The sequence below is a fragment of the Veillonella intestinalis genome, assembly GCF_943193155.1.
GTDB lineage: Bacteria > Bacillota > Negativicutes > Veillonellales > Veillonellaceae > Veillonella_A > Veillonella_A intestinalis.
In genome coordinates, this window is record NZ_CALPDB010000005.1 from 1 (window position 1) to 26412 (window position 26412).

Here is a 26412-nt window from a genome sequence, read left to right on the forward strand (position 1 = left end):
GCATGTGTTAAGCACGCCGCCAGCGTTCGTCCTGAGCCAGGATCAAACTCTCCAAGATATCTTGGAGCTATTTGCTAGCTCGTTTTCGTTGTTGTTAGCTTAACCGAAGTTATCTAACTTAGAATTTTTTTTGGTTGGTTTCAACGTTGTTGAAACCCGCACTCTGGCTATGTTCATTTCATTAGAAATGATTACCTTACATTGTTCAGTTTTCAAAGATCTGTGTTTCAGGCAGTTAACTTTCATCGCCTGACGACTTAATTAGTTTAACAGTGAATTCTAATTATGTCAACTACTTTTTTACAACTTTTTTACTATTTTTATACTCACCAATATAAGTCCATAAAAACAAAGACTTAAAAGCTTGTAATAAAAGACTTTTTCTCATCTAGCACACTTGTTTAGCATTGTCTAAAGATGATTATATCAACTTCATGAGAGGCACTCTAAAAGGATTTAGTACCTCAGAAAACAAAATATTACTAAATAACATCAGCTAATAAAAAAGTTAGAAAAAGCACCGTCAAAAGACAGTGCTTTTACATGGTGACTCACCCGCGACTCGAACGCGGGACACCCTGATTAAAAGTCAGGTGCTCTGCCAACTGAGCTAGTGAGTCATGTTGGCAGGGGCGGCTGGGTTCGAACCAGCGCATAATGGAGTCAAAGTCCATTGCCTTACCACTTGGCGACGCCCCTATAAAAAGTGGGGTGAGTAGTGGGGATCGAACCCACGCATAACGGAGCCACAATCCGCCGTGTTAACCGCTTCACCATACCCACCACTGTGGTTGTTTGGGAGATTTATCCCCCGTAACGAATGATATTGTATCATTCCTCGGGGGATACTGTCAACAACTATTTTTTAATTAAATAATCTTTTACAAAATTAGGCAATGCAAAGGCTGCTTTTTGAATGCCTTCATTATAATATTTGGTAGTAAACTCTTGTTTGCGATTTGCTTCCCAAGTTAATGGATCATACTTTTTAGACCCCATGGTAAAGCAATGCATACCAGTTGGATAAATTGGAATATACGCTGTGTATAAACGTGGAATTGGGAAATGTTTAGCCACGTAGCCAAATACTTTTTCAACTAATGGCTGATGCATCATTGGTGATTCTGTTTGTTGTACAAATAAACCATCTTCTTTAAGTGCTTTATAAGTATTAGCATAGAATTCTTCTGTAAACAAACCTTCCCCTGGCCCAATTGGATCAGAGCAGTCAACGATAATAACATCAAACTTGTTTTCACATTCAGCTACATACCCAATGCCATCACCAATAGTTACTGTCAATTTAGGGTCTTTGCGAATCATAGCATCTGCTATTGTTGGCAAATATTCCTTAGCTAGTTCAACTACTTTGCCGTCAATTTCAATCATAGTTACTGATTCAACACAGTCGTGACGTACACATTCCCGTGCTACGCCTCCGTCACCGCCACCGATAATCAATACATGTTTAGGATTAGGATGTAAGAATAGTGGAATGTGAGACATCATTTCGTGATATACAAACTCTTCACGTTCAGACGTTTGAAATACACCATCAAGAGCTAGCATATTGCCATATTCTAAACTATGTACTACTTCAATTTTCTGAAACTCAGAAGCTCCGGAATACAAGACCTTATCGATTTTTGCACTCAATTTTAAATTATCAGACTGATTTTCTGTAAGCCACTCTGCCATAATTAGCCTCCTAATCCTAATAGGTAAACAGTCGTAATAGGGCTACATATGTAGCCCTATTAATTTACCAAAACATCTTTATACATGCTTAGCCATATGTATCTATACTTATTTATCGTTCTATAAGCATAGCGACCATACTGACTTGCGAATATACCAAGCAACAACGCTTACTTCCCTATATATTTGCCGCAATACTTACTTGCGCACTACATAGGCAAAGCCACCGCCTAGCATAGTATCTTTTAACCATTTCTGTACAGAAAAAGTTCGTTCAATTTCTTCGTCATATACCATACAACGAACATCGTCGTTATTTTCCATCAATTTTACAATCGGTACCCAATGCCAAGTAGACAATTCTTTTTCACGCCCTCTATGTCGATTTAAAAATGCTACTGGTGAATCACTAGCTAACCCTTGTTTAATAAATTTAACGACTTGCTGCAATGGTGGTCGACACACAGCAAACGGATAAATCCCCATCATCTTTACCGTATAAGGTAAATTTTGATCATTAACATATGAATTTAATCCTTCTTCAAGCCACTGTGTCTTATATAAACCACCGCCAAAACGTGGTCGCACATAATCAAAAACAGCTTCCATACGTTTCAAAGCAGCTTCACCATCTGCGCTTTCCGTCACATCTAACAAGCCATCACGGAACTGCACATAACTAATTAACTGTGTCGCTGTAGTAGGACCACAGCCGGCTAAACGCTGCCAATCATCATGATACCACTCTTGATTATAACCATAGGAAAAACGGCCATCTTTTTTTACCTGCAACCATTCTGGATGTGTGATTGTCAAGCTCTCCATATATCTCTCAATCCTCTATTACTTAATATACAATGTTATAACAATATATTCATTTTCAGTAATAGATGCCTGCAAAGAAAGCCTACTAAGCTTAGTCTTCTACAACTTCCACTTTTGTCATGCGGTCACCTTGCTGAATCGCATCTACTATATCCATACCTTCGATAACTTTACCGAACACAGTATGAACACCATCTAAATGAGGCTGTGGTTCATACACGATAAAGAACTGACTACCACCTGTATTAGGGCCACGATGAGCCATAGATAAGGCACCACGTTCATGTTTATGAGGATTGCCAATCAATTCGTCCTTGATTGTGTAGCCAGGACCACCAGTACCAGTTCCATTAGGACAACCGCCTTGCGCTACAAAACCTGGAATTACACGATGGAAAATTAAGCCATCATAAAAGCCTTCTTTAATTAATTTTTCAAAGTTAGCTACTGTACCTGGTGCTTCTTTGTCAAATAACTCAATCGTAATATCGCCTTTTTCCATATGAATAATTGCTTTTTTCATATCTATTCTACCTCCAATAATGTACGTAATACATAACTTGCTAACATCAATCCTGAAACAGAAGGCACAAAACCACAGGACCCAGGACTTCTAGAATCATCATCACGAGTTGGCGTCATAGGCTTTTCTGTCGAAAAAACAACAGTCTGTTTTTTAATACCACGCTTACGCAATTCACGACGCATTACTTTAGCGAGCGGACATGTATGTGTTTTACTGATATCAGCAATCGTCAATAATTCAGGATGCATTTTATTCCCTGTTCCCATTGAGGAAATACACGGAATGCCTAATTCCTGACAAGTTTCAATAATAGCCAATTTGGCAGTTACCATGTCAATGGCATCAATTACGAAATCAACCTTCAAATCTTTAATAAAATTTGGATAGGCTTCCTTCGTATATACAATGTCATAGGTATCTACTTGCATATCTGGCCGAATAGCTAGTGCGCGCTCTTTGGCTACTTCAACTTTACGACGACCAATCGTAGCCTGTGTCGCAATTAATTGACGATTCAAATTACTTACTGTAACTTTATCACCATCAATCAATACTAATCGTCCTACCCCCGTGCGTACCAGCGCTTCCATAGCAAAACCACCAACGCCACCGCAGCCAAAAAGGGCTACTGACTTTGTCCCCAAATTCTCTAATTTCTCTTTACCCACTAACCACTCTAAGCGGGTTAACATATGTTCCATTCAGAAAAACTCCAATTCAGTATGATATTAACGATTTAATGGAATGATTTCTAACCAATACCCATCAGGATCAGCAATAAAGTAAATACCCATCTTAGGGTTTTCATAAACTACACAACCCATTTCTTTGTGTTTTTTATAAGCCCCTTCATAATCATCAACTTTAAACGCTAAATGGAATTCATTATCACCTAAATTATATGGGCGATCCCAATCACGTAGCCAAGTCAATTCTAACTGATGATTACTTGCACCATCTTCTAAATATACAATTTTAAATGAACCATCTTCTGGCTCAATGCGACGACCTGGCGTTAAACCAAGTGCTTCTTTATAAAAATCTAAACTTTTGTCTAAATCACGCACATTAAAGTTGTTATGTACCATCATAAATTTCATACAGCCATCTCCTTTCACTACTAAACCTCCAGTCCACTAAATTAACAAGCTGTGAACTGGCCTATCATTTAAGAGGATTCTTAAATTCCCTCTACTATCTACTTAATACTGCTATTTAATAGTATCACAAATCTCGATATATGGCTATATAGGGCATAAATTTTACCATCAACTTACTGCCAAGATGATTATTTCAATCACTATTAACCAGATTGCCCCTAAAGAACTATAAATTGCGCCTCACTGCCTCGCTCTGTAGTCCGTACTTCTAAATGAGCCGGAATCCGATTTTTTAATTCTGGCACATGAGAAATAATACCAACTAAGCGACCTGATTCTTGTACAGTTACTAAGGTTTGCATTGCTACTTCTAAAGTATCTGGGTCTAATGTACCAAACCCCTCATCAATGAAAATCGTATCTAAATGTATGCCACCTGCATAAGCTTGAATAATATCAGCCAAACCCATAGCTAGCGCGAGGGATGCTAAAAAAGTCTCTCCACCAGACAAGGTATTCGCTGGTCTTGCATACCCTGTATATGTATCTAATACGGCTAAATCCAGACCGCGATGACCACGGCGTACACTATCTAAATCAGCACGTTCCAATGTATAACGGCCTCGGCTCATGCGCCGCAAGCGTGCATTTGCAGCTACAACGACTTCTTCTAAAATAGCACCTAGCACATATCGTTCAAAGGTAACCCCTTTTAAGCCTGTATCGCCACCATTCGCCAAATCATATAAATTAAAAATAAACGAACTTCGTTCTGTAATTACCTCATTTTGAGCCATTAAGGTTTCATATTCTTCAACCACGTTAGCTAAACGCTGTTCTTCCTTATTCTGTATAGCCGCTTCACGAACAGCTTCTTCATAAGCTTCCATAGCCATATTCGTATCTTGTTCAGTAACAATACGACTCGGTTCAGGCAGCATTTCCAATTGTTGTTTTGCTGATGCTAACAAGACTTCTGTTTGCCCCCAGGAATCTTCATAGGCTCGCACTTCATTAGTTAGCGCCGCAGCATCTCCGTCAAAAGCTTTAATACGTTCTATTTCAACAGCCGTTAATTTAGACTTCTCCAAAGCGTTTTCATAAGTACGTTGCGCCTGAACACTTTGTGTGTCTAACTCCTCTTGCTGTTGTAGTAAATTTTTCAAAGTAGTTTCAATAGCACTAACCGCTTCAATATGCTTTGTATGAGATTCTTCATAAGCCTGTCGTTTACTTTCAAACTCTGTCAACCATTTTTTCTGTGCTTCTAACTCAGTTAACCAAGTATCACGATCTATAGTAGCCAATTCATGTTGTAATACCGTAAGGGCTTCTTCTTTACGTCCTAAATCAGCTGTCAACGCCTGATATGACTGAGTTAAAATTTGTAAATCCGCTTGCTTAGTTTGCAAAGTTTGTTCTGCCTCTTGCAGCGTTTGCTCTAATCGTTCTACTTCTTTTTCTTTATGTTGTATCTGTTGCCACTGACTATCTAATAACTGTTGCTGAACTTCTACTTCCGCCATAAATTCTGAACTAGCCTGAGAAACAATACCTAGCCCCCCATGAGTAGCTAACCAATCGTCAATAGCCTTTTCAGCAGCCTCTAACAATTCAACTTCATTTTTATAGGTAATTTCAACTTGATTCCATTCAGTCTTTGCTTTGGAAGTTTGCTGCAATGCTTCAGCATAAGCAGCTTCGGCTTCTTGCAAAGCCCCATCACGTAGCCCTTCAGGTATAACAGCTAGCTGAGGATGCTCTTTTGAACCGCATACAGGACAAGGGACCCCTACTTGCAAGGTAAGCCCTAAATTAGCCGCTTGATATTGATCCTGCAATTGCACCTGATGTTCACGTTCCAAACGAGCATTTACTTCAACTTGTTCCGCTAATTCATAGGCTCGCCGTTTAACATCTACCGCCCTTTTAGCCGCTTCACAACGTTCACGAGTTGCTAAGGCATTTTTGCCAATTTGTAAAGCTTGCCATAATTCCTCACGTTGTCTTACTACTTCATTTTGCACACTCAGCTGTCGACGCAAAGAGGTTAGACCTTCTTTCAAAACGACTATGTTCTCTTGTAACGCTGATACGTCCTGTTCCTTCTCGCCTACAGTCTTTGCCTTTACATCAACATCCTTAACTAGCATAGCAATTTCAGTTTGTAAAACTGCTACACGGTCAAATTGAGCCTGAATTTGCTCTGCCTTATGAACATTCAATTCATACTCTACTTGTTTAGGTTTAGCCTGTTGTAAACTATCAGCCAAGACTTTCAACGTTTCTGCTTCTTCTTGTAAACTTTGCTGTTTGGCAAGAGCCTCTTCATAAGAAACTCTCGTAGCTTCTCCCTTAACCACTAATGCTTGCCACGCTGCTTCAAGCCGACTAACAGGCTCATAAGCAGACAATTGATTAAGCAACGTTTTTATTTCTGAAATTTGTGATTTTTTTTGTTCTAATTCCTCTAACATAGTCTGATACTTATGTACTTGTTGTGCTAACCCTTGGCGCTGTTCACCTAATTTATACGCCTTAGCTAGCGCTAACTGTTCTTGATGAAGCACTTCAACGTCTTTATCCTTCTTTTGGACTAACTCTTGTTGTGCCTGCCACCGAGTATGTAATTCACCAACTGTAACTACCTCTTCACGACTTAATAAATATCGCTGACGGTCAATAACATCTTTTGCTTCCGCACTCACTGTATCATATTCATCTTTTAACATATCTTGTAAACGACTGTATAGTTCTGTACGGAATAAGCTATGCATCAAATCTTCTCGTTCTGAAGTAGGCGCTACTAATAATTTACGAAACTCGCCTTGCGGTAATAATACAACTTGCAAAAATTGTTCCGCCCTAAACCCCAAAATTTCATGCACTTTATCTTTTATTTCCTGCGAACGGGTACTAAATTCAACCCAGTCCCCATCCTGCCAAATCAACAAACGTGCCTGAGCCCCTTGCTCACGAAACCCTTCGCCGCGCTTTTTCTTAACTTGTTGCTTAGGGCTTCGTTCCATTTTGTATTGTTTATCGCCCACAGCAAATGTAAATTCTACTGCTGTTGGTTCTGTAGGAGTAGCATAATCACTGCGCATAGATGTACCACTGCGCAAACCCCCACTGGACTCACCAAATAAGGCATACACCATAGCATCTAAAATAGTTGTTTTCCCAGAACCAGTAGGGCCTGTGATTAAAAATAAGCTCTGCCCTTTTAGTTCATCAAAATCCAAATGAATTTTGCCCGCATAAGGACCAAAGGCTGTCATAGTCAGTGTCAGTGGTCTCATACATCAGCCTCCTTCAATAATCGGTCCCAAAGTGCATCCATATATTTTTTTTCAGTCTCACTCAATGGGTTTTCACGAACAGCTGCAGCAAATTGTTCAAATAATTCCCGTTCTGATAAATGTTTATATGCTACAGTGTCTACATCCTTTTCCTCGGTAGCCATACGCCCAGTTAACTCCATAGACATAGCATATGGCAATATGTCACGAAGTCTTGCCATACCATCAATAACGGGCGCTGTATCTAATAATTGTACCTGCACATAATCATTCACATGCTTTTTATGAAGTGCCTCATCATGCAAAATATCATTAAAATAACCTTTTATGCTTACCACATCATGAAGGAATTCAATAGGAACTTGTTCTAATTTACAAGCACCTGTGCTATCCATATCTACAATAGTAAAAGATTTTTTATGATTGGCTTCGTCAAACGAATACTTCAACAAAGAGCCACTATACCGAACATGGTCAGCACCGATACGCTGTGGTCGATGAATATGTCCTAATGCTGCGTAATTGAAAGGCGCAAATACATCCACCCCAACACTAGCCGAACCACCTATAACTAAAGGCCGTTCGGACTCACTAGTTTCACTTCCCATAACCAATGCATGGGCGATTGCTACCGTTCTCACATTTCCTTTTACTAAACTACGTAAATAAGTCGCCCACGCATCATAAATAGGCCCATAAGCTATAGGTAATGCTTGCCACTGCTCGCGTTGTGATTCATCAGAATTTATGGCTAATAAGTGAGTTAACACTGTACGCGGTTCAGCAAATGGCATAGGGCAAAAGGCAATCTCACCATATGTATCCTCAATATATAAAGGCTGTAAACTACGCTCCAAACCGCCCCAAACATGTAACCCCGCTTGAGACCATACATCACGCCCTACTTCTAGGCGCTGTGCACTGTCATGATTACCACCAATAACTAACACTGGTACCTTATAGTCCAACGTGAACTTAGTTATTACTGCATCCCACAATTCAACCGCTTCGACTGGTGGCACAGCCCGATCAAACACATCACCAGCTAATACAATAACATCAATATTGGCCTCTTTTACCAGCTGATACAATTGATGTTCAATTACATACGCTTGATCTTCTGTTAAATGACGCGCATAAAAAATGCGCCCTAAATGCCAATCGGCCATATGAAGAATGCGCATCTTACACCTCGCGATAAACACTGCGAAGCAAAGCGATTTCCTTGGCATAACCATCTAATTCATTCGGTGTTTCCAAATAAAATGGCAAATCACGCAAGGCAGGATGATTAATTATTTCCGTAATAGCGGTTAAGCCAATATGCCCCTCCCCTATTTTTTCATGGCGATCTTTATGGGCACCACGAGGATTTTTTGAGTCATTTAAGTGAATAGCATGTAAACGATCCAAGCCAATAATATGGTCAAAGGAAGTCATAACACCGTCTAAATCACCAATAATATCGTAATCCCCTTCATGAATATGACAAGTGTCCATACAAACACCTATATATTCTTTTAATTTTACACCATCAATAATGCGTGCAATTTCCTCAAAAGTACGACCTACTTCAGTGCCTTTGCCCGCCATAGTTTCTAATAACACAGTCGTCTGCATACCTTCAAACAAGACTTCATTGAGGGCTTCCACAATATGTTCAATACCCACATCCACCCCTTGTTTTACATGACTCCCAGGATGAAAGTTATATAATTGATTAGGTAAATATTCCAACCGCTCTAAATCTTCACGCATCATATTTTTAGCAAATTGACGTAACGAAGGATCGGCAGCACAAGCATTTAATGTATACGGTGCATGCCCCAAAACTTTACCAAAATTGTGCTCAGTCATAAACTCTCTCAGCGCTTTCATATCAGCTTCGTCAAAAGTGCGCGCTTTGCCACCTCGTGGATTGCGCGTGAAATACTGAAACGTATTTCCTCCTAAAGACAAGGCTTCTTGCCCCATATGTAAATAGCCTTTACTAATCGATAAATGACAACCAATTGTTAACATCTTTTTCTCCTTTATACGATAACTATGTAGCCTTTACAACTAAAACCAATCAAGCGGTCTCCTCACTATGATTAAAACCGCAGTACTCTTAATTTCTACTACAGTATGTTCTAACTTTTAATATATTCCCAATAATATATCATTAACTAACAAAACTAACTCATACTCTCTCTATTATATAACAAATTGAATCAAACAAAAAAAGAGCCTCACCAAAGGACTTGTAAAAGTTAATCAACATCTTACAAAGTCTTTTAGGACGGCTCTCTTTAATTAATGTGCTTCTCTACGTTGGCATTCAGGACAAATTCCTTCAAATGTAATTTGTTGACCTGTTACCTTATATTGACTAAGATGCTCAACCTTAGTAAGGGTATCATCCATGTCCATACCATCTAAATCATCAACGCGTTTGCATACAACACAACGCATATGTGGGTGATTATGAGTATCCCAGTCATACCGGCTACAATCGTCACCCGTATCGAGAACTTTTACTAGACCGATTTTTTCAAAAATCTCCATCGTCTTGTAAACTGTTGCTAGACTCATAGTTGGATGGTCACGGCGCAAACTTTGATATATCATTTCTGCCGTAGGATGCTCATTTTGACCATAAAGCACTTGATAAATCGCAATACGCTGTGGGGTTACTTTATAACCTTCAGAACGCAATTTTTGTGCAATATCCATAGCAATCAATCCTCTCTCCACTCGGATTTAATCTAATACTGTGCTACTTAACACATATGTCTTCCTATAGTTCTATGACTATTTATCAACCAATAATAATTATTAGTTAAATAATTATAGCAAATTCGGTATGGTTTTGCAAGTAAAGCCATACCGAATTTTATCTCAGCCTATATAATTAATCTTTGAAATATGGCTTAAAAGCGCCATTCTTTTGGCCTTCTTGACCGCCACGGCGACCTTGACCTTCTGAACTACGACGCTTAGGGCGACTGCCACTAGAGCGACGATCATCACGGCTATTACGGCTTCGTGAAGAACGCTCACCACTGCGACGGTCACTGCTACGACGTTCACCACTACGTCCACCACGCTGACCTTCACGACGACGGCCATCTTTACCAAATGAACGTTTTTTACGTACACGAAGTGGTGCTTCTTCAGTAATATTTACTGGTGTTGTATCTGGTTCTTTCGTTAACAACTTAATAGCTGCTGCTACTAACGTTACCGAATCCAAATCATTCAACAATTCTTCAGCACTTGCACGATACTCTTTCAAGTTTTCTGTATCATCAGCCATATTAATTAAGCTTTGTACCGCTAATTTCTGTTGGCCTTCTAATACTTCTCCTAAGGATGGTGCTTTACGACGTGCAATTTTACGTTTAGTTAAACGTTCAATAGCATGTAGATGTTCCATTTCACGAGGAATTACAAAGGTATTAGCCATACCCGCTTTGCCCGCACGACCAGTACGGCCTACACGGTGTACATAGCTTTCTGGGTCTTGTGGCAAATCATAGTTATACACGTGAGTTACACCACTAATATCAAGACCACGTGCCGCTACATCAGTAGCCACTAAAATATCAATAGTACCTTCACGGAACTGGCGAATTACACTATCACGTTTTTGCTGTGATAAATCACCGTGAATCCCTTCTGCCATATAACCGCGTTTTTTAAGACCTTCAGTTACTTCATCAACACGGCGTTTTGTACGACCAAAAACGATGGCAAGGTCTGGAGCTTGCATATCTAACAAACGGCAAAGTAAATCAAACTTCTGACGATCTTGTACTTCGATGTAGTATTGTTCGATTAAGTCCATCGTCACTTGTGTAGGTTTCATGCGAATCAAACGAGGCTCTTTTAAGTAATTTTCTGCTAATGTTTGAATCGCTGGCGGCATAGTAGCAGAGAACAACAAAGTCTGACGTTCTTCTGGTACAGCCCCTAAAATTTTATTAATATCATCAATGAAGCCCATGTTTAACATTTCATCAGCTTCATCGAGCACGATCACTTTCACTTTATCAAAGCTAATGGAACCGCGTTCCATGTGATCCATTAAACGACCTGGAGTTGCGACGATAATCTGTGGATTTTTACGTAAGCTACGGAACTGGCGCTGAATATCTTGGCCGCCATAAATTGGCAACGCTTGGATTTGCGTATGTTGAGCCATTTTATTGAGTTCTTCTGCTACCTGAATAGCCAATTCGCGTGTTGGTGACAAGATTAATACTTGCACAGCTCGTAAATGTTCATCCACCTGTTCTAAGGCAGGGATACCAAAGGCTGCTGTTTTACCAGTACCAGTCTGAGCTTGACCAATCATGTCAAGACCTTCCATGGCTACTGGAATTGCTTCCTTCTGAATTGGCGTAGGTTCTTCAAACCCCATATCATTTAAAGCCCGTAAAATGGGCTCGCTAATTTGTAATTCTTCAAATTTTTCAAGCATGAACTATATGAGTCCTCCTTATTAAATTAACCTTAATTATTTTCTATTATTCGTCGGCGCATTCTAATATTATAACACATAAAAAAGAAGATAGCCAAATCAGAAGATTGAAAATTTTCTAATTTAGCTATCTTATTCAGATACCCTAATAAAATATCAACGAATTTTCTTATTAGTGTAGTATACTACTTTTTCTTACTATACACAATAGTAATATTATTGTTTACAAAAGGAGCTGGCTCGTTTCGTTTTTGTTGACGACGATTTTGTTGGTTCCTTTGCTTATTATTCTGCTGATTGTTATGACGTTGACCCTTGCGCGGATTATGTCTTTCATTGTCATGACGTGAGCTCTGCCCTTCACGGCTATCCCCTTGTCGACGCGGACGATTCGCTTGACCTGATTGGTTTCCCTCTCTTTGAGTCGACATTTCCCCTTTATGGGTTTTCTCTTTATCACGCAAGGACTTCATAGATAAACCAATACGATTTCGCTCTGGCTCAACAGAAATAATTTCTGCTTCAATAATATCACCTACAGCTAACACATCTGAAGGATGTTCATTACGACGACAGAATTCACTACGATGCAATAAACCATTCACTTTAAGCCCAAAATCAACAAAGGCGCCAAAATCAACTACATTATGTACCGTTCCTTTAACAACCGTACCTACCTTTACATCTTCCAAACTCATTACATGTTTGCGTGTCATCGGTGCCGGTAAATCTTCACGAGGATCACGGCCTGGCTTAGCTAGTGCTTCTAAAATATCGCGCACAGTCGGTACGCCAGCCTCTAAATTAGCAGCAATCGTTTCAGCATCCACAAGAGCTAATTTTTCGTGAAACTGTGCTAACGTTGCTTTATCATTTAATTCATCTAAAGTAAAACCTAAATCTTTAATAATCGTTTCCGCTAATTCATAGGATTCTGGATGAACCGGCGTATTATCCAATGGATTTTGACTATCTTTAATACGCAAGAAACCGGCACATTGTGTAAATGCCGCTGGGCCTAAACGTTTCACCTTCAATAATTCCTTACGATTTTGGAAGGTTCCATTATCCTTACGATAGGCCACAATGTTATTGGCTACAGCACTACTAATCCCTGCCACATGTTGCAAAATTGCTGGTGATGCTGTATTCAATTCAACCCCAACATGGTTAACTACCGTTTCAACCACTTGATCTAAGGTGGCACTTAATTGTTTCTGATTGACATCGTGCTGATATTGCCCTACACCAATTGATTTAGGATCAATTTTAACAGATTCTGCCAACGGATCTTGCACCCGCCGTGCTATTGAAACAGCACCACGAATGGATACATCTAAATCTGGCAATTCTTCAATCGCTAATTTGGAAGCCGAGTATACAGAGGCACCCGCTTCATTAGTAATAATATAATGGCAATCTAATTGCTCCGCTTCAATTAATTGTGAAACAAATTGTTCCGTTTCATACGAAGCTGTCCCATTGCCAATAGAAAGCAACGTAACCTTCCATTTACGAATGCGATTGGCCATATCAAGCTTAGCCGCTTCCTTACCTTTTTCACCTGATGTTAGATGATAGATTCCTTGATCTAATACATTTCCTTGCGCATCAATAATTGCCATTTTACAGCCCATACGATAGCCTGGGTCAAGGCCCATAATCACATGGCCTGCCAATGGTGGCTGCAATAATAAATTGCGCAAATTAGTACCAAATACTTTGATTGCTTGCTCATCTGCATTTTCTGTCAAAGTCTTACGAATTTCACGTTCCATAGCAGGGAAAATAAGCCGTTTATAGGCATCAGCAACAGCCGCTTCCTTATAGGCTACTAAACTTGTAACCGCTGGCACTGGTAATTTACCAATCATATAGACAATATATGTATCATCAGGTGCGACTAAGCTCACCTTCAACACGCCTAACTTTTCGCCACGATTAATAGCTAGAATACGGTGAGACGGCATTTGATGAATTGGTTCTTCATGATCTTCATACTGTAAAAATCCCTGACGAACTTCTTTGTTCTCATCCGTTTCTTCTACTAACACCGCTTTTACTTTGCCTTCTTGCCAAATGGCTTCACGTAAATATGCACGGAAATCAGCTCGATCGCTCACATCTTCAGCTACAATATCCATAGCCCCCTGCAAAGCCGCTTCCACAGTCGGTATTTCTTCTGAAAGAAACGGTTCAGCTAATGTTTCAGCACTAGCAACTGGATTATCAGCACTCTCGCTTAACATCAGCGTAGCCAATGGTTCTAACCCTTGCTCACGGGCAATAGAAGCACGAGTTCGCTTCTTAGGACGATATGGTAAATACAAGTCTTCTAATTCTTGTAATTTCATAGCCCCTTCAATCGCAGTTGCCAATTCAGGCGTCATCTTTTCTTGTTCAGTAATAGAGCGAATAATTTCTTCACGACGTTGCTCTAAATTACGCAAATATTTAATGCGTTCTTCGATCTCACGAAGTTGTTCATCTTTTAACTCGCCGGTCTTTTCTTTACGATAACGGGCAATAAAAGGCACTGTATTGCCTTCATCTAATAACTCGACTGCCACCTTAACTTGCCACCCTTTAACCCCTAACTCAGTAGCAATATATTGGGACATTTTTTCTAACATGTACTACTCCTTCCGACGATACGTAACAAAACTAAATGGCCAAGGATTTTTCTCATCCACTTCACCGGCTATAGATTCTACCACTTCAAACTGATTTAAATCAATAGTAGGAAAATGTGCATCCCCTTCAAACTCTTGATCAATCTCCGTTACATACAGAGTTTCTGCATATGGCATAAATGACTCATACATCTGAGCGCCGCCAATACAATAGGCTACTTCTAATGCCTCCGCCGCCTTTACGGCTTCCTCTGGCGAATGAAATACGCGAACCCCTTCATACGGTGGATTATAATCAGCTTGTCGTGTCACAACCCAATGTTCTCTATTAGGTAACAAAAATGGTAACGACTCTAAGGTTTTACGCCCCATAATAATCACATGACCAGTGGTTAATTTTTTAAAATACTGCAAATCCTTAGGCAAATGCCAAATCAGTTGATTATCTTTGCCAATTACGTTATTCTTTGCTTTCGCCACAACCATTGCTAACATTATACGGCCACCTCCATTGGTAACTTGCCTAAATGTTCATAGCCTTCTAATTTCACATCTTCAGCAGTAAAATCATAAAATGTTTGGACTTCCTCATTAATCCACAAACTTGGAGCTGACTTAGCTTCACTGCGACGAGCCAACTGTGTTTGTAGCGCTTCTACATGATTTTCATAAATATGTGCATTATTGATAATATGTGTAAACTGTCCTAGTTTCAAACCACTCACATGAGCAATCATACACACAAGAGCGGCATACTGCGCCATATTAAAAGGAATACCTAAGCCCATATCGCCACTGCGTTGTACGAGCATACAGTTTAAGCGGTCCCCAGCCACGTCCCATAAGGTCTCATAGGCACAAGGCTGCAAAGCCATATCCGGTAAATCTTCAATATTCCAAAGGGTTACAATCATACGACGACTTTGAGGGTCCGCTTTGAGCATCCGCAATAAATTATCCACTTGCTTGTATTTAGCCAATTGGTAGCCATAAGCTTTGCCAATAGTCCCATCTTCACGCATCCACTCGTCCCATACATGAACGCCCATAGCCTGTAATTCTTTTACATCATTGCTTTGTTTTTGCCAAATCCATAAAAGCTCTTTCACCGCCGTTTTAAAGGCTACGAATTTTGTAGTTAGAATAGGAAATTCTTTACTCAAATCAAATTGCATCACTTGATGAGGCAATTTATACGTTGGCACACCTGTACGATTATTGGCATAATACCCATCTTTTAAAATTCGTTCCACAATGGCCAAATATTGATCATCAGCGTAACTCATGAGAACCTCCTCAGTTAAAGTAACATACATTGATATTAGAACAACAATAAGTATATTAAAACAACAATTAGCATATTAAAACAATAATTAACACATTAAAACAATAATAAGCATATTCAAGATAAAGTATATCAGAACAATATACGTCTACATTAAAACAAAAACAAAATAAAAATTTAGTAACTAACCTTCTTTTGAAAACGCATTAATTACCTTTAAAAAGGATAAACCAAAACGTTGTAATTTCGTTTCCCCAATCCCTTTAATTTTATACAAATCAGCTAAGGTTTGCGGTTTCATAGAAGCCATATCTATTAGCACCGTATCAGGAAAAATCAAATACGGTGGTACTTTTAATTGGGCACTTAATTCTTTACGATGTTGGCGTAAAGCTTCAAATAAGTTTGGTTTATTGGAGTTAACCTTATGCATTGCGCCCCGTCGACTGAAACGGCTATCACCATTAGAACTTACGCCCCGTGGCCCATCTGGTCGCACAGTGACTAACTGACGCCGCACTTCCGTAACCTTAGCACTGCCATCAAGCACCGCTTCACCAGCCGGCGTAATACTCAAAATTGGATATTTCCCAGTCGCACAAGCTAAATAACCAAGTGATGTAAATTGTCTAATAAGCCCCTTTATATCTCGGTCCTCCATATCCTGCAAAGCACCAAATACAGCGAGTCTATCCCAACCATACCGCACAATACGGTCTGTACGATTACCACCTACAATATCGGTAATCATTGCAGCACCATACCGTTCTTCTGTATCTAATACGGCTTTAAAAATATACCGCGCTTCTTTCGTTAAATCTCGTAATGCCCCCTTATGCTGACAAGTGCCACAATTATCACAACGGGACCATGCAACGGTTTCACCAAAATAAGTAAGCATGTATTTTCGCAAACAATCACTGGTAAAACAATAATTAATCATTTGTTGTAGCTTAGACATTTCAATACGCCGTCTATCAGGCTCATGAACGGATTCATTAATTAAATATTTATGAATCATCACATCACGACCACTATATAACAATACGCATTTCGAGGCGCCACCATCACGCCCTGCACGACCAGCCTCTTGATAATAACTTTCCATATTGCGAGGCATCTGATAATGCAATACATAGCGCACATTACTCTTATCAATCCCCATGCCAAAGGCACTGGTGGCCACCATAACTTTCACTTTATCATAGGCATATCGCTCTTGTTGTAATTTACGCACTTCGTCACTTAAACCAGCATGATAATAGCCTACTTCTACACCACGCTTAGCTAATTCACCATACACTGTTTCTACATCTTTACGAGTCGCACAGTAAATAATACCATTCTCCTCACTATGCTGTGCAACAAATTGAAGTACATACGGCAACTTTCGTTCTGGTTGAACCACTTCAAAGGAAAGGTTTGGTCTATCAAAGCCCGTCACATGAACTGTTGCCTCTTGTAAACCTAACAAGCGTTTCATATCGGCTTCAACTTCACGCGTAGCACTGGCTGTAAAGGCCCCAATAACAGGTCGTTTGGGCAATGTATCAATAAATGGTGCAATCAACTGATAGGACGGCCTAAAATCATGGCCCCACTGCGATACGCAGTGCGCCTCGTCTATAATAATTTGTTCAATAGGTAATTCTTTCAAAAAATTCTGAAACCACTCTGAACTTAATCGCTCTGGTGCTAAATATAATAATTTAACCCGATTCGCACGCAAAGCTCTTAATATTTGAGTTGACTCATCTTGCTCTTGAGTACTATTTAGATAGGCCGCCGGAATTTTTTGCATACGTAATCCATCAACCTGATCCTGCATAAGAGAAATAAGGGGTGAAAAAACAACAGTCAAACCACGTTTCAATAGAGCAGGTATTTGAAAACAAATTGATTTCCCTGCCCCCGTTGGCATAATCGCTAAAATATCTTTATTCGCAAGAAGTGAAGCTACTGGCACCTCTTGGGCAGGACGGAACGTGGCATACCCAAAATAATGTTGTAGTGCCGCTTCAGCAGCAGGGTGAGCCATACGATTCACATCCTCTCTCAATACTTTCACAATAATTATTTCATAACAGTTATTTTATGTATCATATTATTTTACCATTATTTCTAAAAAATTACACTACCACTCTATTTCCAAACACTGCACTATAGGAAATTAAACCTATAAAAAATTACACGAGTCCCCTAATATCTGTTACAATAGAAGATATAAATTCTATAGTATCTAACACACCTAAACAACACCTGCCTAACTTGTTGTAGATTAGATACATTTACTTCCTATAACAGATTATATAAATGAGGTTATATATGAAACATTTTATTACACCCGCTGAATTAGCAGCACAAACAAATAATTACATTATTTTAGATATCCGTGGTCAGCAAGCCTATGAGCAAGCACATATCCCAAATGCCTTTGTCCTTGATGTAACTAGCGATTTATCAGGGCCAGTTGCAACGCATGGTGGTCGCCATCCCCTACCTAATTTTGATATATTGGCTAATAAATTAGCGTCTTTTAGCATCACCTCTGACAGTCAAGTTGTTGTCTACGACTCTTGGTTATTTTTAGCCGGTCGCCTTTGGTGGACATTAAAATACATGGGCTTAACCGATGTTAAAGTCTTAGCCGGCGGCATTGAACGCTGGGCTCGTGAAGGATTCCCGCTCACCCAAGATCCTACACCACTACCAGCTGAACCTAGTACATTTAACTACACCCTACAATCACATATGATAATGACCCGTGATGAAGTGTTACAAAGTAGCATAGAGCAAAGTCATATTATTGTAGATGCTCGTGCACCTGAACGATATACGGGCCGTGAAGTAGATACTATGGACGGTATGACAGGCCATATACCTACTGCCATCAATCACTTCTGGGCTAATGGCTTTGACGCTAACGGTCCTTTAACACCTGAAGCTTTGAAAGAGCTTTTTAAAGATATTACTACCACTGATAAACCTATCGTCACTTACTGTGGTTCTGGTATCACTGCTTGCTTAACTATGCTAGCAATGGGTGAAATTGGTATCGAATCAGCCTTATATGTAGGTAGTTCTAGTGATTGGGTCACCTACCCTGATTTCCCTATCCAAACAGGCGTTGAAAGGCTTAAATAAAGTTAATTTTTAGCTATACTTATAGATTTTATAGTTATTTATTTCTCATTTTTTGCACTTTGCCTAATATTTCTATAGAAATCTCTAATTCTGTGTAGTAGTATAGCTTGTTTTATGATAAAATATAACAATATATCTATAATGAAAAGGGGGTGCATCTACGTATGCACACACAGTTTCCGATTATCATAGCCTTTGCAATTTACTTAGGCCTTATGATGTACATCGGCATCTATTATTATCGCAAATCACGAAATTTAAGTGATTACATTCTAGGGGGCCGTAAACTAGGGCCTTGGCTCACTTCAATGAGCGCCGAAGCATCTGATATGAGTGGTTGGATGCTCATGGGTTTACCTGGTTTTGCTTACAGCACTGGCATTTCAGCTATTTGGATCGCCTTAGGTCTCGCTGGTGGCACCTGGCTCAATTGGGCCTTTGTATCAAAGCGACTTCGTAATCACACAGAGGTTGCCAACAACAGTTTAACAATTCCGGATTATTTAAAAAACCGATTCCGCGACACGTCAAGAATTTTACCGATTGTATCTGCTATTTTTATTATTATCTTCTTCTTGATTTATACATCGTCCGGTTTCGTCGCTGGGGGTAAATTATTTACTACAATTTTTGGTTTGGAATATACAACCTCACTCCTAATTACAGCCGGCGTAGTTATCTTTTACACCTTCTTAGGTGGCTTCTTAGCCGTAAGCTGGACTGATTTAATTCAAGGCACTATGATGTTTTTTGCTATTTTAATCATTCCAATTACAGCTACCATTATGTTAAATGGTCCTGTTAATACAGCTCACTTAATTGCTACTGAGTTTCCTCAAGGCTTATCAATTTGGGGACCTGAATCAGATACGTTTGCCTTAACAATAGGTATTATTTCTTCCTTAGCTTGGGGCCTTGGCTACTTCGGCCAACCGCATATCTTAGTGCGTTTCATGGCAATATCTGATGCACGCGAGTTAAAAAAAGCTACTAACATCGCTATGGTCTGGGTTATTATTTCTCTAGTAGCGGCTGTTATTGTCGGCCTTGTAGGTAAGGTATATCTGACAACACCACTAGAAGGGGCTGATGTGGAAAAAGTATTTTTAGTAATGAATGAACAGCTTTTCCCACCATTTGTAGCTGGTCTCATTTGGTCCGCTGTACTAGCTGCCATTATGAGTACAGCCTCTGGCCAATTACTAGTAACAGCCTCTTCAGTATCACAAGACTTGTATAAAAATATTGTAGGGCATCAAACCAGTGACCGTGAACTCGTATTAATTAGTCGTATTACCGTTCTTATTATTTCTGCCATTGCCCTTTGGCTAGCATTAGATCCTAACAGCTATATCTTAACCATGGTAGCCTATGCTTGGGCTGGTTTTGGAGCTGCCTTTGGTCCAGCTATTCTACTCTCCCTCTTCTGGCGTCGTATGACTTTGAAAGGCTGTGTAGCTGGCGTTATTGTAGGCGGCTTAACCGTTCTAATTTGGAAACAATTTGCTTGGTTTGGCTTGTATGAAATTGTTCCTGGTTTCATCTTATCAACCTTAGCTATTTATGTGGTAAGTCTATTAGATGCACCACCATCCAAAGAAATTACTGATGAATTTGATGCAGCTCAACAAATGCATATTTTGTAAGATATATTGATTAATTAAATATACTTATATATACCAATAACAAAAGAGGCCCTAGGGCCTCTTTTTACTATTATCTATTGTTAGAGGAATAATAAAAAGGCTGTAGCTCACTAATCGTGAACTATAGCCTTTGTTATACTTCCATATAGTATATACATTTACCTTCACATATATTATAGTTAATCCGTTCATATAATATATGAATAAAATAATACTCTGCTATACGAATTCTTATTTATCAGTATTCAGTTACTAATACAAAATTATCGAGCTGCTAATAATGCTTCTAATTTTGCTAAACGTTCATTTAAAGCAGCATTTTCAGCTTTAACAGTATCTACTTCATTAGCTTTTGCTTTTAATACTTCAATATCTTTACCTTGATCTTCTAAAGCAGATACTAATTCAGCTTTAGATAAACCTTGGTATGGAGAAGAATCGCCAAAGCGGAAGGATAAACCTGCATTGTACATGTTTTCAGAGTTACCTACAGCAGTAGCAAAACTGAACATTAAGTTTTCATTTGGGCGATAGAACGCACCAAGAGCAGCTGCCTGTTCATTTTTATATGCACCAAAACCTGCAGCAAATGTCAATTTGGAGTCATCATCAAAATCAAGTGGATGTAAACCTGCTAAAGCTGCGGCACCAGCACCAATTTTATTTACACGAGTACCTAATTTGTCTACGCGATTATTTAAGCCAGAAATAGCCGTGTCATGATTGCTTACACGATCTGTCAAGTCATTAATAGCGTTGGTGTTATTAGTTACACGGCCATTAAGGTCTTGAATAGAATTTGTGTTGTCAGATACGCGATTATCTAAATCCTTAATTTGATCTGTATGTTCTTTAATTGTTTGGCCTTGATTTTCTATATCAGTTTTAATATTGCTGATTTCTGTAGTATTATTATTGCCTGTATTCTCAATATTACCAATTTTTTCTTCTACTACAGTCACACGGCCATCTAATGCCGCTACTTTCCCATCAACTAAAGTCAAACGATTGTCTACAGATTTAAGCTGTGCTACGTTTACAGCATCAGTATCGGCACTACCAGCTGCTACATTAACAATTTGACGAGTAGATAAACTATTACCTACTGATACTGCACCTAATTGTCCTTTTACTGTATTAGCAATTGCTTTTTTGTCCGTATCAATTGCTTTATCCGCAGCATATACTTCACTATTTGAATAATTAGCCTTCGCACTTGTTGTAATAATATCTGTAGCTTTATTATTTATTAATTTACTACGATTCGCTACTGAATAACTGCCTAGAGCAATAGCATCTGTTACGCGGTTCGTTTTAGTTTCTAACCCAATAGCAACTGATCTTAAATTAGAACTTGCATTAGAACCTAAAGTTATACTCTGTAAACCAGCCTCTGAATCTTTACCAATACTAATGCCTTCCTTGCCATTATTAAGCTTCACACCATTACCTAAAGCTATACTATCCATTGCATTTGCCTTTACATTAGTGCCTATAGCAATAGTATTCATCCCATACGAAACATCAGAGCCTAAGCCCACACCATGGCTAATCGCATAAGAGCCTGCTGCTACACGATTACCAATAGAAATATTTTCAGTATGCCGACTATTTCCTGTATCGCCAGCATCACTAGTCGATACTTTATTACCAATAGCTATACCACGATCTTCAGCAATTACATCATTACCAATCCCAATACTACTGTTTTCTGCCCGAGAATTGTTACCAATAGAAACTGTACCCTCTTGAGCTGTTGCAGTACTCCCTAACGTTACAGCATCTGCCTGTGCCACTGTCATAACACTCACAGCTAATAAACTAGATAGAACTAAACTCTTTAACACTTTTTCCTTACTCATTTTAAATCCTTTCTACCTCTAAATATAAACTATACTCAAATACTTCTTTTTAACGAATAAATTATCTCACATTATAAAAGAATAACCTTATCAACTGTAGCTTTAAAATTATCTCTATTTAATTATTTACTTCTATTATTTAGTAGCTAATAAAGCTTCTAATTTCGCTAAGCGTTCATTTAAAGCAGCATTTTCTGCTTTAACAATAGCTACTTCACTAGCCTGTGCTTTAATTTCTTTTCCCTGTTCTTCTACAACAGACACTAATTCAGCTTTAGATAGACCTTGGTATGGAGAAGACTCGCCAAAGCGGAAAGATAAACCTGCACTATGCATATTTTCAGAGTTCCCTACTACAGTAGCAAAGCTAAACATTAAATTTTCATTTGGACGATAGAATCCACCAAGAGCGGCTGCTTGTTGATTTTTATATGAGCCAAAACCTGCAGCAAATGTCAATTTGGAGTCATCATCAAAATCAAGTGGGTGTAAGCCTGCTAAAGCTGCAGCACCAGCACCAATTTTATTTACACGAGTACCTAATTTATCTACGCGATTATTTAAGCCAGAAATAGCAATATCATGATTGCTTACACGATCTGTCAAGTCATTAATAGCATTAGTATTTTTAGTTACGCGGCCATCAAGATCACTAATCTGAGACGTATGTGTTTCAATAATCTTACCTTGGTCCTCTACGTCTTTTTTAATATTGTTGATTTCTGTAGTATTAGCATTACCTGCACTCTCAATATTATCAATTTTTTCTTCTACTACAGTCACACGGTCACCTAATGCGTCTACTTTCCCATCTACTAAAGTCAAGCGATTATCTACAGATTTAAGCTGTGCCACATTTACAGCATCTGTATCAGCACTACCAGCACCAACATTTATTATTTGACGAGTAGCATCAGCCTTACCTATTGATACTGCACCATATGACCCTTTTATTGTAGCGACTATTGCATCTTTATCAGTTCTACTTGCAGCATCATTAGCATAAACTTGCGTAATTTCTGGATTCGAACTTGTTATGACCTTAGTATTCCCCTTATTAAGTATTCCTTCTCGATCAGCTACTGATGTCCCACCCAAAGCGACTGAAGCCTTAACAAGTGCCTGAGCATAAGTTCCCAAAGCAACCCCAAAGTTATCAGATTTAGCTTGATAGCCTAATGAAGCTCCCGCATTTTTGCCACTGTCAGACTCTGCGCCAACGGCAACACCATAGAACACAGATCTAGATTGTGCACCAATAGCAACGCCGGAAAAATCAGCATTAGCTTCAGTACCTAATGCTGCTGCTAATTTACCACTAAATGTTCTTGCACCAATAGCAATACCTTGATCTCCACCCGTTTCATTTGCTCTTGCATTATTACCAATAGCTATCGCATCTGTACTACCAGCAATAGTCTCGCTGCCTATAGCCACTGCCTGTTTCCCATAAACAACATCACGCCCAATACCGATACCATGACTAATGGCAGTAGCTCTTGCCTCAACTCGATTACCAATTGAAATATTCTCATGATGTAGACTTACATTTTTACCATCATTCTTGGTTCCATTATAAACTTCATTACCAATAGCAATACCACTATGGCTTGCATGAGCTTCATGACCTACGGCAATACTTTTAGCATCCTTAACAGTAGCTGTATCTCCTAATTTAACATCATCTGCCTGTGCTACTGTTATAACACTTACTGCCAATAGACTAGATAAAACTAAACTCTTTAACACTTTCCTCTTACTCATTTTAAATCCTTTCTACCTCTAAATATAAACTATACTCAAATACTTCTTTTTCAACAAAACAAATTATAGCACATTCATTTTATTTTTAGCAATATCTTTTTATATTTTTTTCATCTTATTTTAATTTATAATCCTAATATATTAAAGGTCATAATATTTTAATAATGACACTTAATTCCATTATTTTAGCCATTTTAAATAAAAATGTATTTAATACAATATTAAATAAAAGAAAAAATAGACTATCATTTTTAATACTGATAGTCTATTTTTTCATTTAATTTTAAGTTTTAAAGCCAAATCTATATTCGATTTATTAATTTACAAATACATCATACCTATCGCATCAACATCACACTTTTTCCAGTAGGAATTACAAAATTAACATCTTTATAAATTGGTTCTACTATCCATTTACCAGTCGTATCCATAACCCCCCATTTACCATCTACACGAACTGCAGAATAATAGGCAAAGAAATTAGATGCATCTTGTATTGCTATATCTTTCGCTTCAAAAACAACTTGCCCTTCACGATTAATAATTTTATAACCTGTAAAGCCATCGCCAAGTTCAGAATCGCCTACTACCCAAGCGAAACCTTCTGCACCAAATCCACTATGCAAGGAAATTTTAGATAGTCGGAATACTTCCTTACGAGTTGGTTCTATTTGATAAACTCGCTTACCATCTGCTGCCGTAGCCACTACAAAACCATCATTCATAAAATCAACATCTTCGTAGAGGAATGGCAATATCTGAGTATTTGTTAAATAATTCATGACACCTCGTTTTTCAGTTGTTTTATCTTTAAAAGCAATGTAAGGATCATTTAAATTGATTTTTTCTAAAGCATAATCACCATAAGGAATCAAGAAATTTCCCTTACGATCAACGACAGCTAATTTTTTATCATTTTCAATAATCGTACCAAAAGGCATCATTGGATATACATGGTCTAATTTGCTATCAATGACTACGTTCCCATCACGGTCAATATACCCCCGTTTGATTTTATCTCGTACAACTGTAACACCACTATAGAAGTGGTTATGACGACCGTAGTCCCAAAAATCATTATAGCCATAACCAACACCTAAGCCAACTCCATCAGGACCAACATTGATACCAATCCCTGCACCATGACTATTACCAATACCGGCTAATGCTACCCCTGCAATAGCGCCTAGTAAACTAAAACCAGATGCTTTACGCTGAATTTCAGCTAAACCGTCATAATAAGGATACACATAGTCAGCATCAACAGTAAATAATTCATTGCCACTGCTATCAATAGCTACAGGGGCACCAGATTTACTTTTAACAAAGGCTCTATCTTCTCTAAAATTAGTAAGAACATTTTTAAATTGAGGTGCAATAACAACATCATCATTTATGTCTTTAAAGCCATATTTCTTTGTCTTCTTGTCTTTAAATGGGATATATCCATCTGAAACATAATTAATATCTTCCTCAACAGCAGGCACATCTAGTTTAACACCAATATAGCCGTCATCTTCCGCTTTAGGATTATTAAATACTATAATATGTCCGTTTTCACGAGCCGTGACGCGCTTATATTTTGGTTCAACTAAAACTTGCCCCTTTGTATCAACAAGACCATAACCTTCTTTAGTTTCTACAATCGCCATAACACGTTGTTTATCTTTTAATTGTGCAGGATCCTCTCCTTTTACAGCACTATTTTCAATGGCAACACCATTGTTAGGAATAGTAGCAAATACATTCCCATCTTGCACAAACATTACATCCTCACTTTGTAAGGCTGAATTAGGTAAATAATTAATAGACTCTGTAATTATGGCATCACTATGGCCAACGCAAAAAGAACATACCGCAGCAACCAGTAAAGTCTTCGACCGCTTTGATAATTTCATACAATACCCTCCTCTAATTCTAGCAAAATAACTTTTAATACTCACTTAATACATACTTAGGTGCTCCTGAATACATATCTAGCACACGCTTAATATATATTGAACACATACTTAATACGTATGTAACACACGCTAAATACATATCTAGCACCTTAACACATACTTAACTCTGCGCTAACGTTCACTGTATTCACTTAACTTTTATTAGTTACTCATATTATAATTGTTGATTTTTAAATTGGCAATTATCTTATTTAACAGCTA

The 26412-nt window shown here is 38.6% G+C and carries 19 protein-coding genes and 3 tRNA genes; 2 read left to right on the forward strand and 20 right to left on the reverse strand.

Going from position 1 to position 26412, the window contains the following annotated elements; genetic code table 11:
• Window positions 1–544 precede the first annotated feature (544 nt).
• The 17 genes from NFR44_RS06460 to recQ all read right to left on the reverse strand — a co-directional run bounded on the left by NFR44_RS06460 (window position 545) and on the right by recQ (window position 17872).
• Window positions 545–620 (reverse strand) — tRNA-Lys (locus NFR44_RS06460).
• Between the two features lie 4 nt (window positions 621–624).
• Window positions 625–699 (reverse strand) — tRNA-Gln (locus tag NFR44_RS06465).
• Between the two features lie 8 nt (window positions 700–707).
• A tRNA-His gene (locus NFR44_RS06470) sits at window positions 708–783 on the reverse strand.
• A gap of 75 nt (window positions 784–858) precedes the next feature.
• Entirely contained in the window at window positions 859–1698 is an 840-nt protein-coding gene (gene speE, locus NFR44_RS06475; protein WP_251442477.1) for a polyamine aminopropyltransferase, read from the reverse strand.
• 198 nt (window positions 1699–1896) lie between these two features.
• Window positions 1897–2523, reverse strand: coding sequence for a hypothetical protein (locus tag NFR44_RS06480; protein WP_251442478.1), 627 nt, complete (start codon window positions 2521–2523; stop codon window positions 1897–1899).
• Window positions 2524–2614: 91 nt separating this feature from the next.
• Entirely contained in the window at window positions 2615–3046 is a 432-nt protein-coding gene (locus NFR44_RS06485; protein ID WP_251442480.1) for a peptidylprolyl isomerase, read from the reverse strand.
• 2 nt (window positions 3047–3048) lie between these two features.
• Complete coding sequence (locus tag NFR44_RS06490) at window positions 3049–3750, reverse strand: tRNA threonylcarbamoyladenosine dehydratase (RefSeq protein WP_251442482.1); 702 nt, start codon at window positions 3748–3750, stop codon at window positions 3049–3051.
• A gap of 27 nt (window positions 3751–3777) precedes the next feature.
• On the reverse strand, window positions 3778–4149 hold the full coding sequence (locus tag NFR44_RS06495; RefSeq protein WP_251442484.1) for a VOC family protein: 372 nt from the start codon (window positions 4147–4149) through the stop codon (window positions 3778–3780).
• 218 nt (window positions 4150–4367) lie between these two features.
• Window positions 4368–7451, reverse strand: coding sequence for an AAA family ATPase (locus NFR44_RS06500; protein ID WP_251442486.1), 3084 nt, complete (start codon window positions 7449–7451; stop codon window positions 4368–4370).
• Window positions 7448–8635, reverse strand: a complete 1188-nt coding sequence (locus tag NFR44_RS06505; protein WP_251442488.1) for an exonuclease SbcCD subunit D — start codon at window positions 8633–8635, stop codon at window positions 7448–7450. The genes NFR44_RS06500 and NFR44_RS06505 overlap by 4 nt, the downstream gene beginning before the upstream one ends.
• 1 nt (window position 8636) lies before the next feature.
• The gene (locus NFR44_RS06510; protein ID WP_251442490.1) at window positions 8637–9473 is read right to left on the reverse strand and encodes a deoxyribonuclease IV; all 837 of its coding nucleotides are present in this window, start codon (window positions 9471–9473) and stop codon (window positions 8637–8639) included.
• A gap of 273 nt (window positions 9474–9746) precedes the next feature.
• Window positions 9747–10166, reverse strand: coding sequence for a Fur family transcriptional regulator (locus tag NFR44_RS06515; protein WP_251442493.1), 420 nt, complete (start codon window positions 10164–10166; stop codon window positions 9747–9749).
• Between the two features lie 178 nt (window positions 10167–10344).
• Window positions 10345–11916: a degradosome RNA helicase CshA gene (cshA, locus tag NFR44_RS06520; protein ID WP_251442496.1), complete on the reverse strand. Its 1572-nt coding sequence runs from the start codon at window positions 11914–11916 to the stop codon at window positions 10345–10347.
• A gap of 185 nt (window positions 11917–12101) precedes the next feature.
• A complete protein-coding gene (locus tag NFR44_RS06525; RefSeq protein WP_251442499.1) occupies window positions 12102–14549 on the reverse strand; it encodes a Tex family protein in 2448 nt (815 codons plus the stop codon).
• 3 nt (window positions 14550–14552) lie between these two features.
• Window positions 14553–15044 carry a dihydrofolate reductase gene (locus tag NFR44_RS06530; protein WP_251442502.1) on the reverse strand — a complete coding sequence of 164 codons (492 nt, stop codon included), beginning with the start codon at window positions 15042–15044 and terminating at the stop codon, window positions 14553–14555.
• Window positions 15044–15835, reverse strand: a complete 792-nt coding sequence (locus NFR44_RS06535; RefSeq protein WP_251442505.1) for a thymidylate synthase — start codon at window positions 15833–15835, stop codon at window positions 15044–15046. Before NFR44_RS06535 ends, NFR44_RS06530 begins: the two co-directional genes overlap by 1 nt.
• 183 nt (window positions 15836–16018) lie before the next feature.
• Complete coding sequence (gene recQ, locus NFR44_RS06540; RefSeq protein WP_251443266.1) at window positions 16019–17872, reverse strand: DNA helicase RecQ; 1854 nt, start codon at window positions 17870–17872, stop codon at window positions 16019–16021.
• A gap of 287 nt (window positions 17873–18159) precedes the next feature.
• Here recQ and NFR44_RS06545 point away from each other — a divergent pair, with 287 nt between their 5' ends.
• Both NFR44_RS06545 and putP read left to right on the forward strand, forming a co-directional pair.
• On the forward strand, window positions 18160–18978 hold the full coding sequence (locus tag NFR44_RS06545; protein ID WP_251442508.1) for a sulfurtransferase: 819 nt from the start codon (window positions 18160–18162) through the stop codon (window positions 18976–18978).
• 164 nt (window positions 18979–19142) lie between these two features.
• Window positions 19143–20624 (forward strand): sodium/proline symporter PutP, encoded by a 1482-nt coding sequence (gene putP, locus NFR44_RS06550; RefSeq protein WP_251442512.1) that lies wholly within the window; start codon window positions 19143–19145, stop codon window positions 20622–20624.
• A 263-nt stretch (window positions 20625–20887) separates the two neighbouring features.
• Here putP and NFR44_RS06555 read toward each other — a convergent pair whose 3' ends face one another.
• From NFR44_RS06555 to NFR44_RS06565, 3 genes are all read right to left on the reverse strand, one after another.
• Window positions 20888–22486, reverse strand: coding sequence for a YadA-like family protein (locus tag NFR44_RS06555; RefSeq protein WP_251442516.1), 1599 nt, complete (start codon window positions 22484–22486; stop codon window positions 20888–20890).
• A gap of 135 nt (window positions 22487–22621) precedes the next feature.
• A complete protein-coding gene (locus NFR44_RS06560; RefSeq protein ID WP_251442519.1) occupies window positions 22622–24250 on the reverse strand; it encodes a YadA-like family protein in 1629 nt (542 codons plus the stop codon).
• Window positions 24251–24588: 338 nt separating this feature from the next.
• Entirely contained in the window at window positions 24589–26148 is a 1560-nt protein-coding gene (locus NFR44_RS06565; protein ID WP_251442521.1) for a WG repeat-containing protein, read from the reverse strand.
• Window positions 26149–26412: the final 264 nt, after the last annotated feature.

Coding starts and splice junctions, on each gene's coding strand:
- speE (WP_251442477.1), bottom strand. CDS start 1,698: ATGGCAGAGTGGCTTACAGAAAATCAGTCTGATAATTTAAAATTGAGT.
- NFR44_RS06480 (WP_251442478.1), bottom strand. CDS start 2,523: ATGGAGAGCTTGACAATCACACATCCAGAATGGTTGCAGGTAAAAAAA.
- NFR44_RS06485 (WP_251442480.1), bottom strand. CDS start 3,046: ATGAAAAAAGCAATTATTCATATGGAAAAAGGCGATATTACGATTGAG.
- NFR44_RS06490 (WP_251442482.1), bottom strand. CDS start 3,750: ATGGAACATATGTTAACCCGCTTAGAGTGGTTAGTGGGTAAAGAGAAA.
- NFR44_RS06495 (WP_251442484.1), bottom strand. CDS start 4,149: ATGAAATTTATGATGGTACATAACAACTTTAATGTGCGTGATTTAGAC.
- NFR44_RS06500 (WP_251442486.1), bottom strand. CDS start 7,451: ATGAGACCACTGACACTGACTATGACAGCCTTTGGTCCTTATGCGGGC.
- NFR44_RS06505 (WP_251442488.1), bottom strand. CDS start 8,635: ATGCGCATTCTTCATATGGCCGATTGGCATTTAGGGCGCATTTTTTAT.
- NFR44_RS06510 (WP_251442490.1), bottom strand. CDS start 9,473: ATGTTAACAATTGGTTGTCATTTATCGATTAGTAAAGGCTATTTACAT.
- NFR44_RS06515 (WP_251442493.1), bottom strand. CDS start 10,166: ATGGATATTGCACAAAAATTGCGTTCTGAAGGTTATAAAGTAACCCCA.
- cshA (WP_251442496.1), bottom strand. CDS start 11,916: ATGCTTGAAAAATTTGAAGAATTACAAATTAGCGAGCCCATTTTACGG.
- NFR44_RS06525 (WP_251442499.1), bottom strand. CDS start 14,549: ATGTTAGAAAAAATGTCCCAATATATTGCTACTGAGTTAGGGGTTAAA.
- NFR44_RS06530 (WP_251442502.1), bottom strand. CDS start 15,044: ATGTTAGCAATGGTTGTGGCGAAAGCAAAGAATAACGTAATTGGCAAA.
- NFR44_RS06535 (WP_251442505.1), bottom strand. CDS start 15,835: ATGAGTTACGCTGATGATCAATATTTGGCCATTGTGGAACGAATTTTA.
- recQ (WP_251443266.1), bottom strand. CDS start 17,872: ATGGCTCACCCTGCTGCTGAAGCGGCACTACAACATTATTTTGGGTAT.
- NFR44_RS06545 (WP_251442508.1), top strand. CDS start 18,160: ATGAAACATTTTATTACACCCGCTGAATTAGCAGCACAAACAAATAAT.
- putP (WP_251442512.1), top strand. CDS start 19,143: ATGCACACACAGTTTCCGATTATCATAGCCTTTGCAATTTACTTAGGC.
- NFR44_RS06555 (WP_251442516.1), bottom strand. CDS start 22,486: ATGAGTAAGGAAAAAGTGTTAAAGAGTTTAGTTCTATCTAGTTTATTA.
- NFR44_RS06560 (WP_251442519.1), bottom strand. CDS start 24,250: ATGAGTAAGAGGAAAGTGTTAAAGAGTTTAGTTTTATCTAGTCTATTG.
- NFR44_RS06565 (WP_251442521.1), bottom strand. CDS start 26,148: ATGAAATTATCAAAGCGGTCGAAGACTTTACTGGTTGCTGCGGTATGT.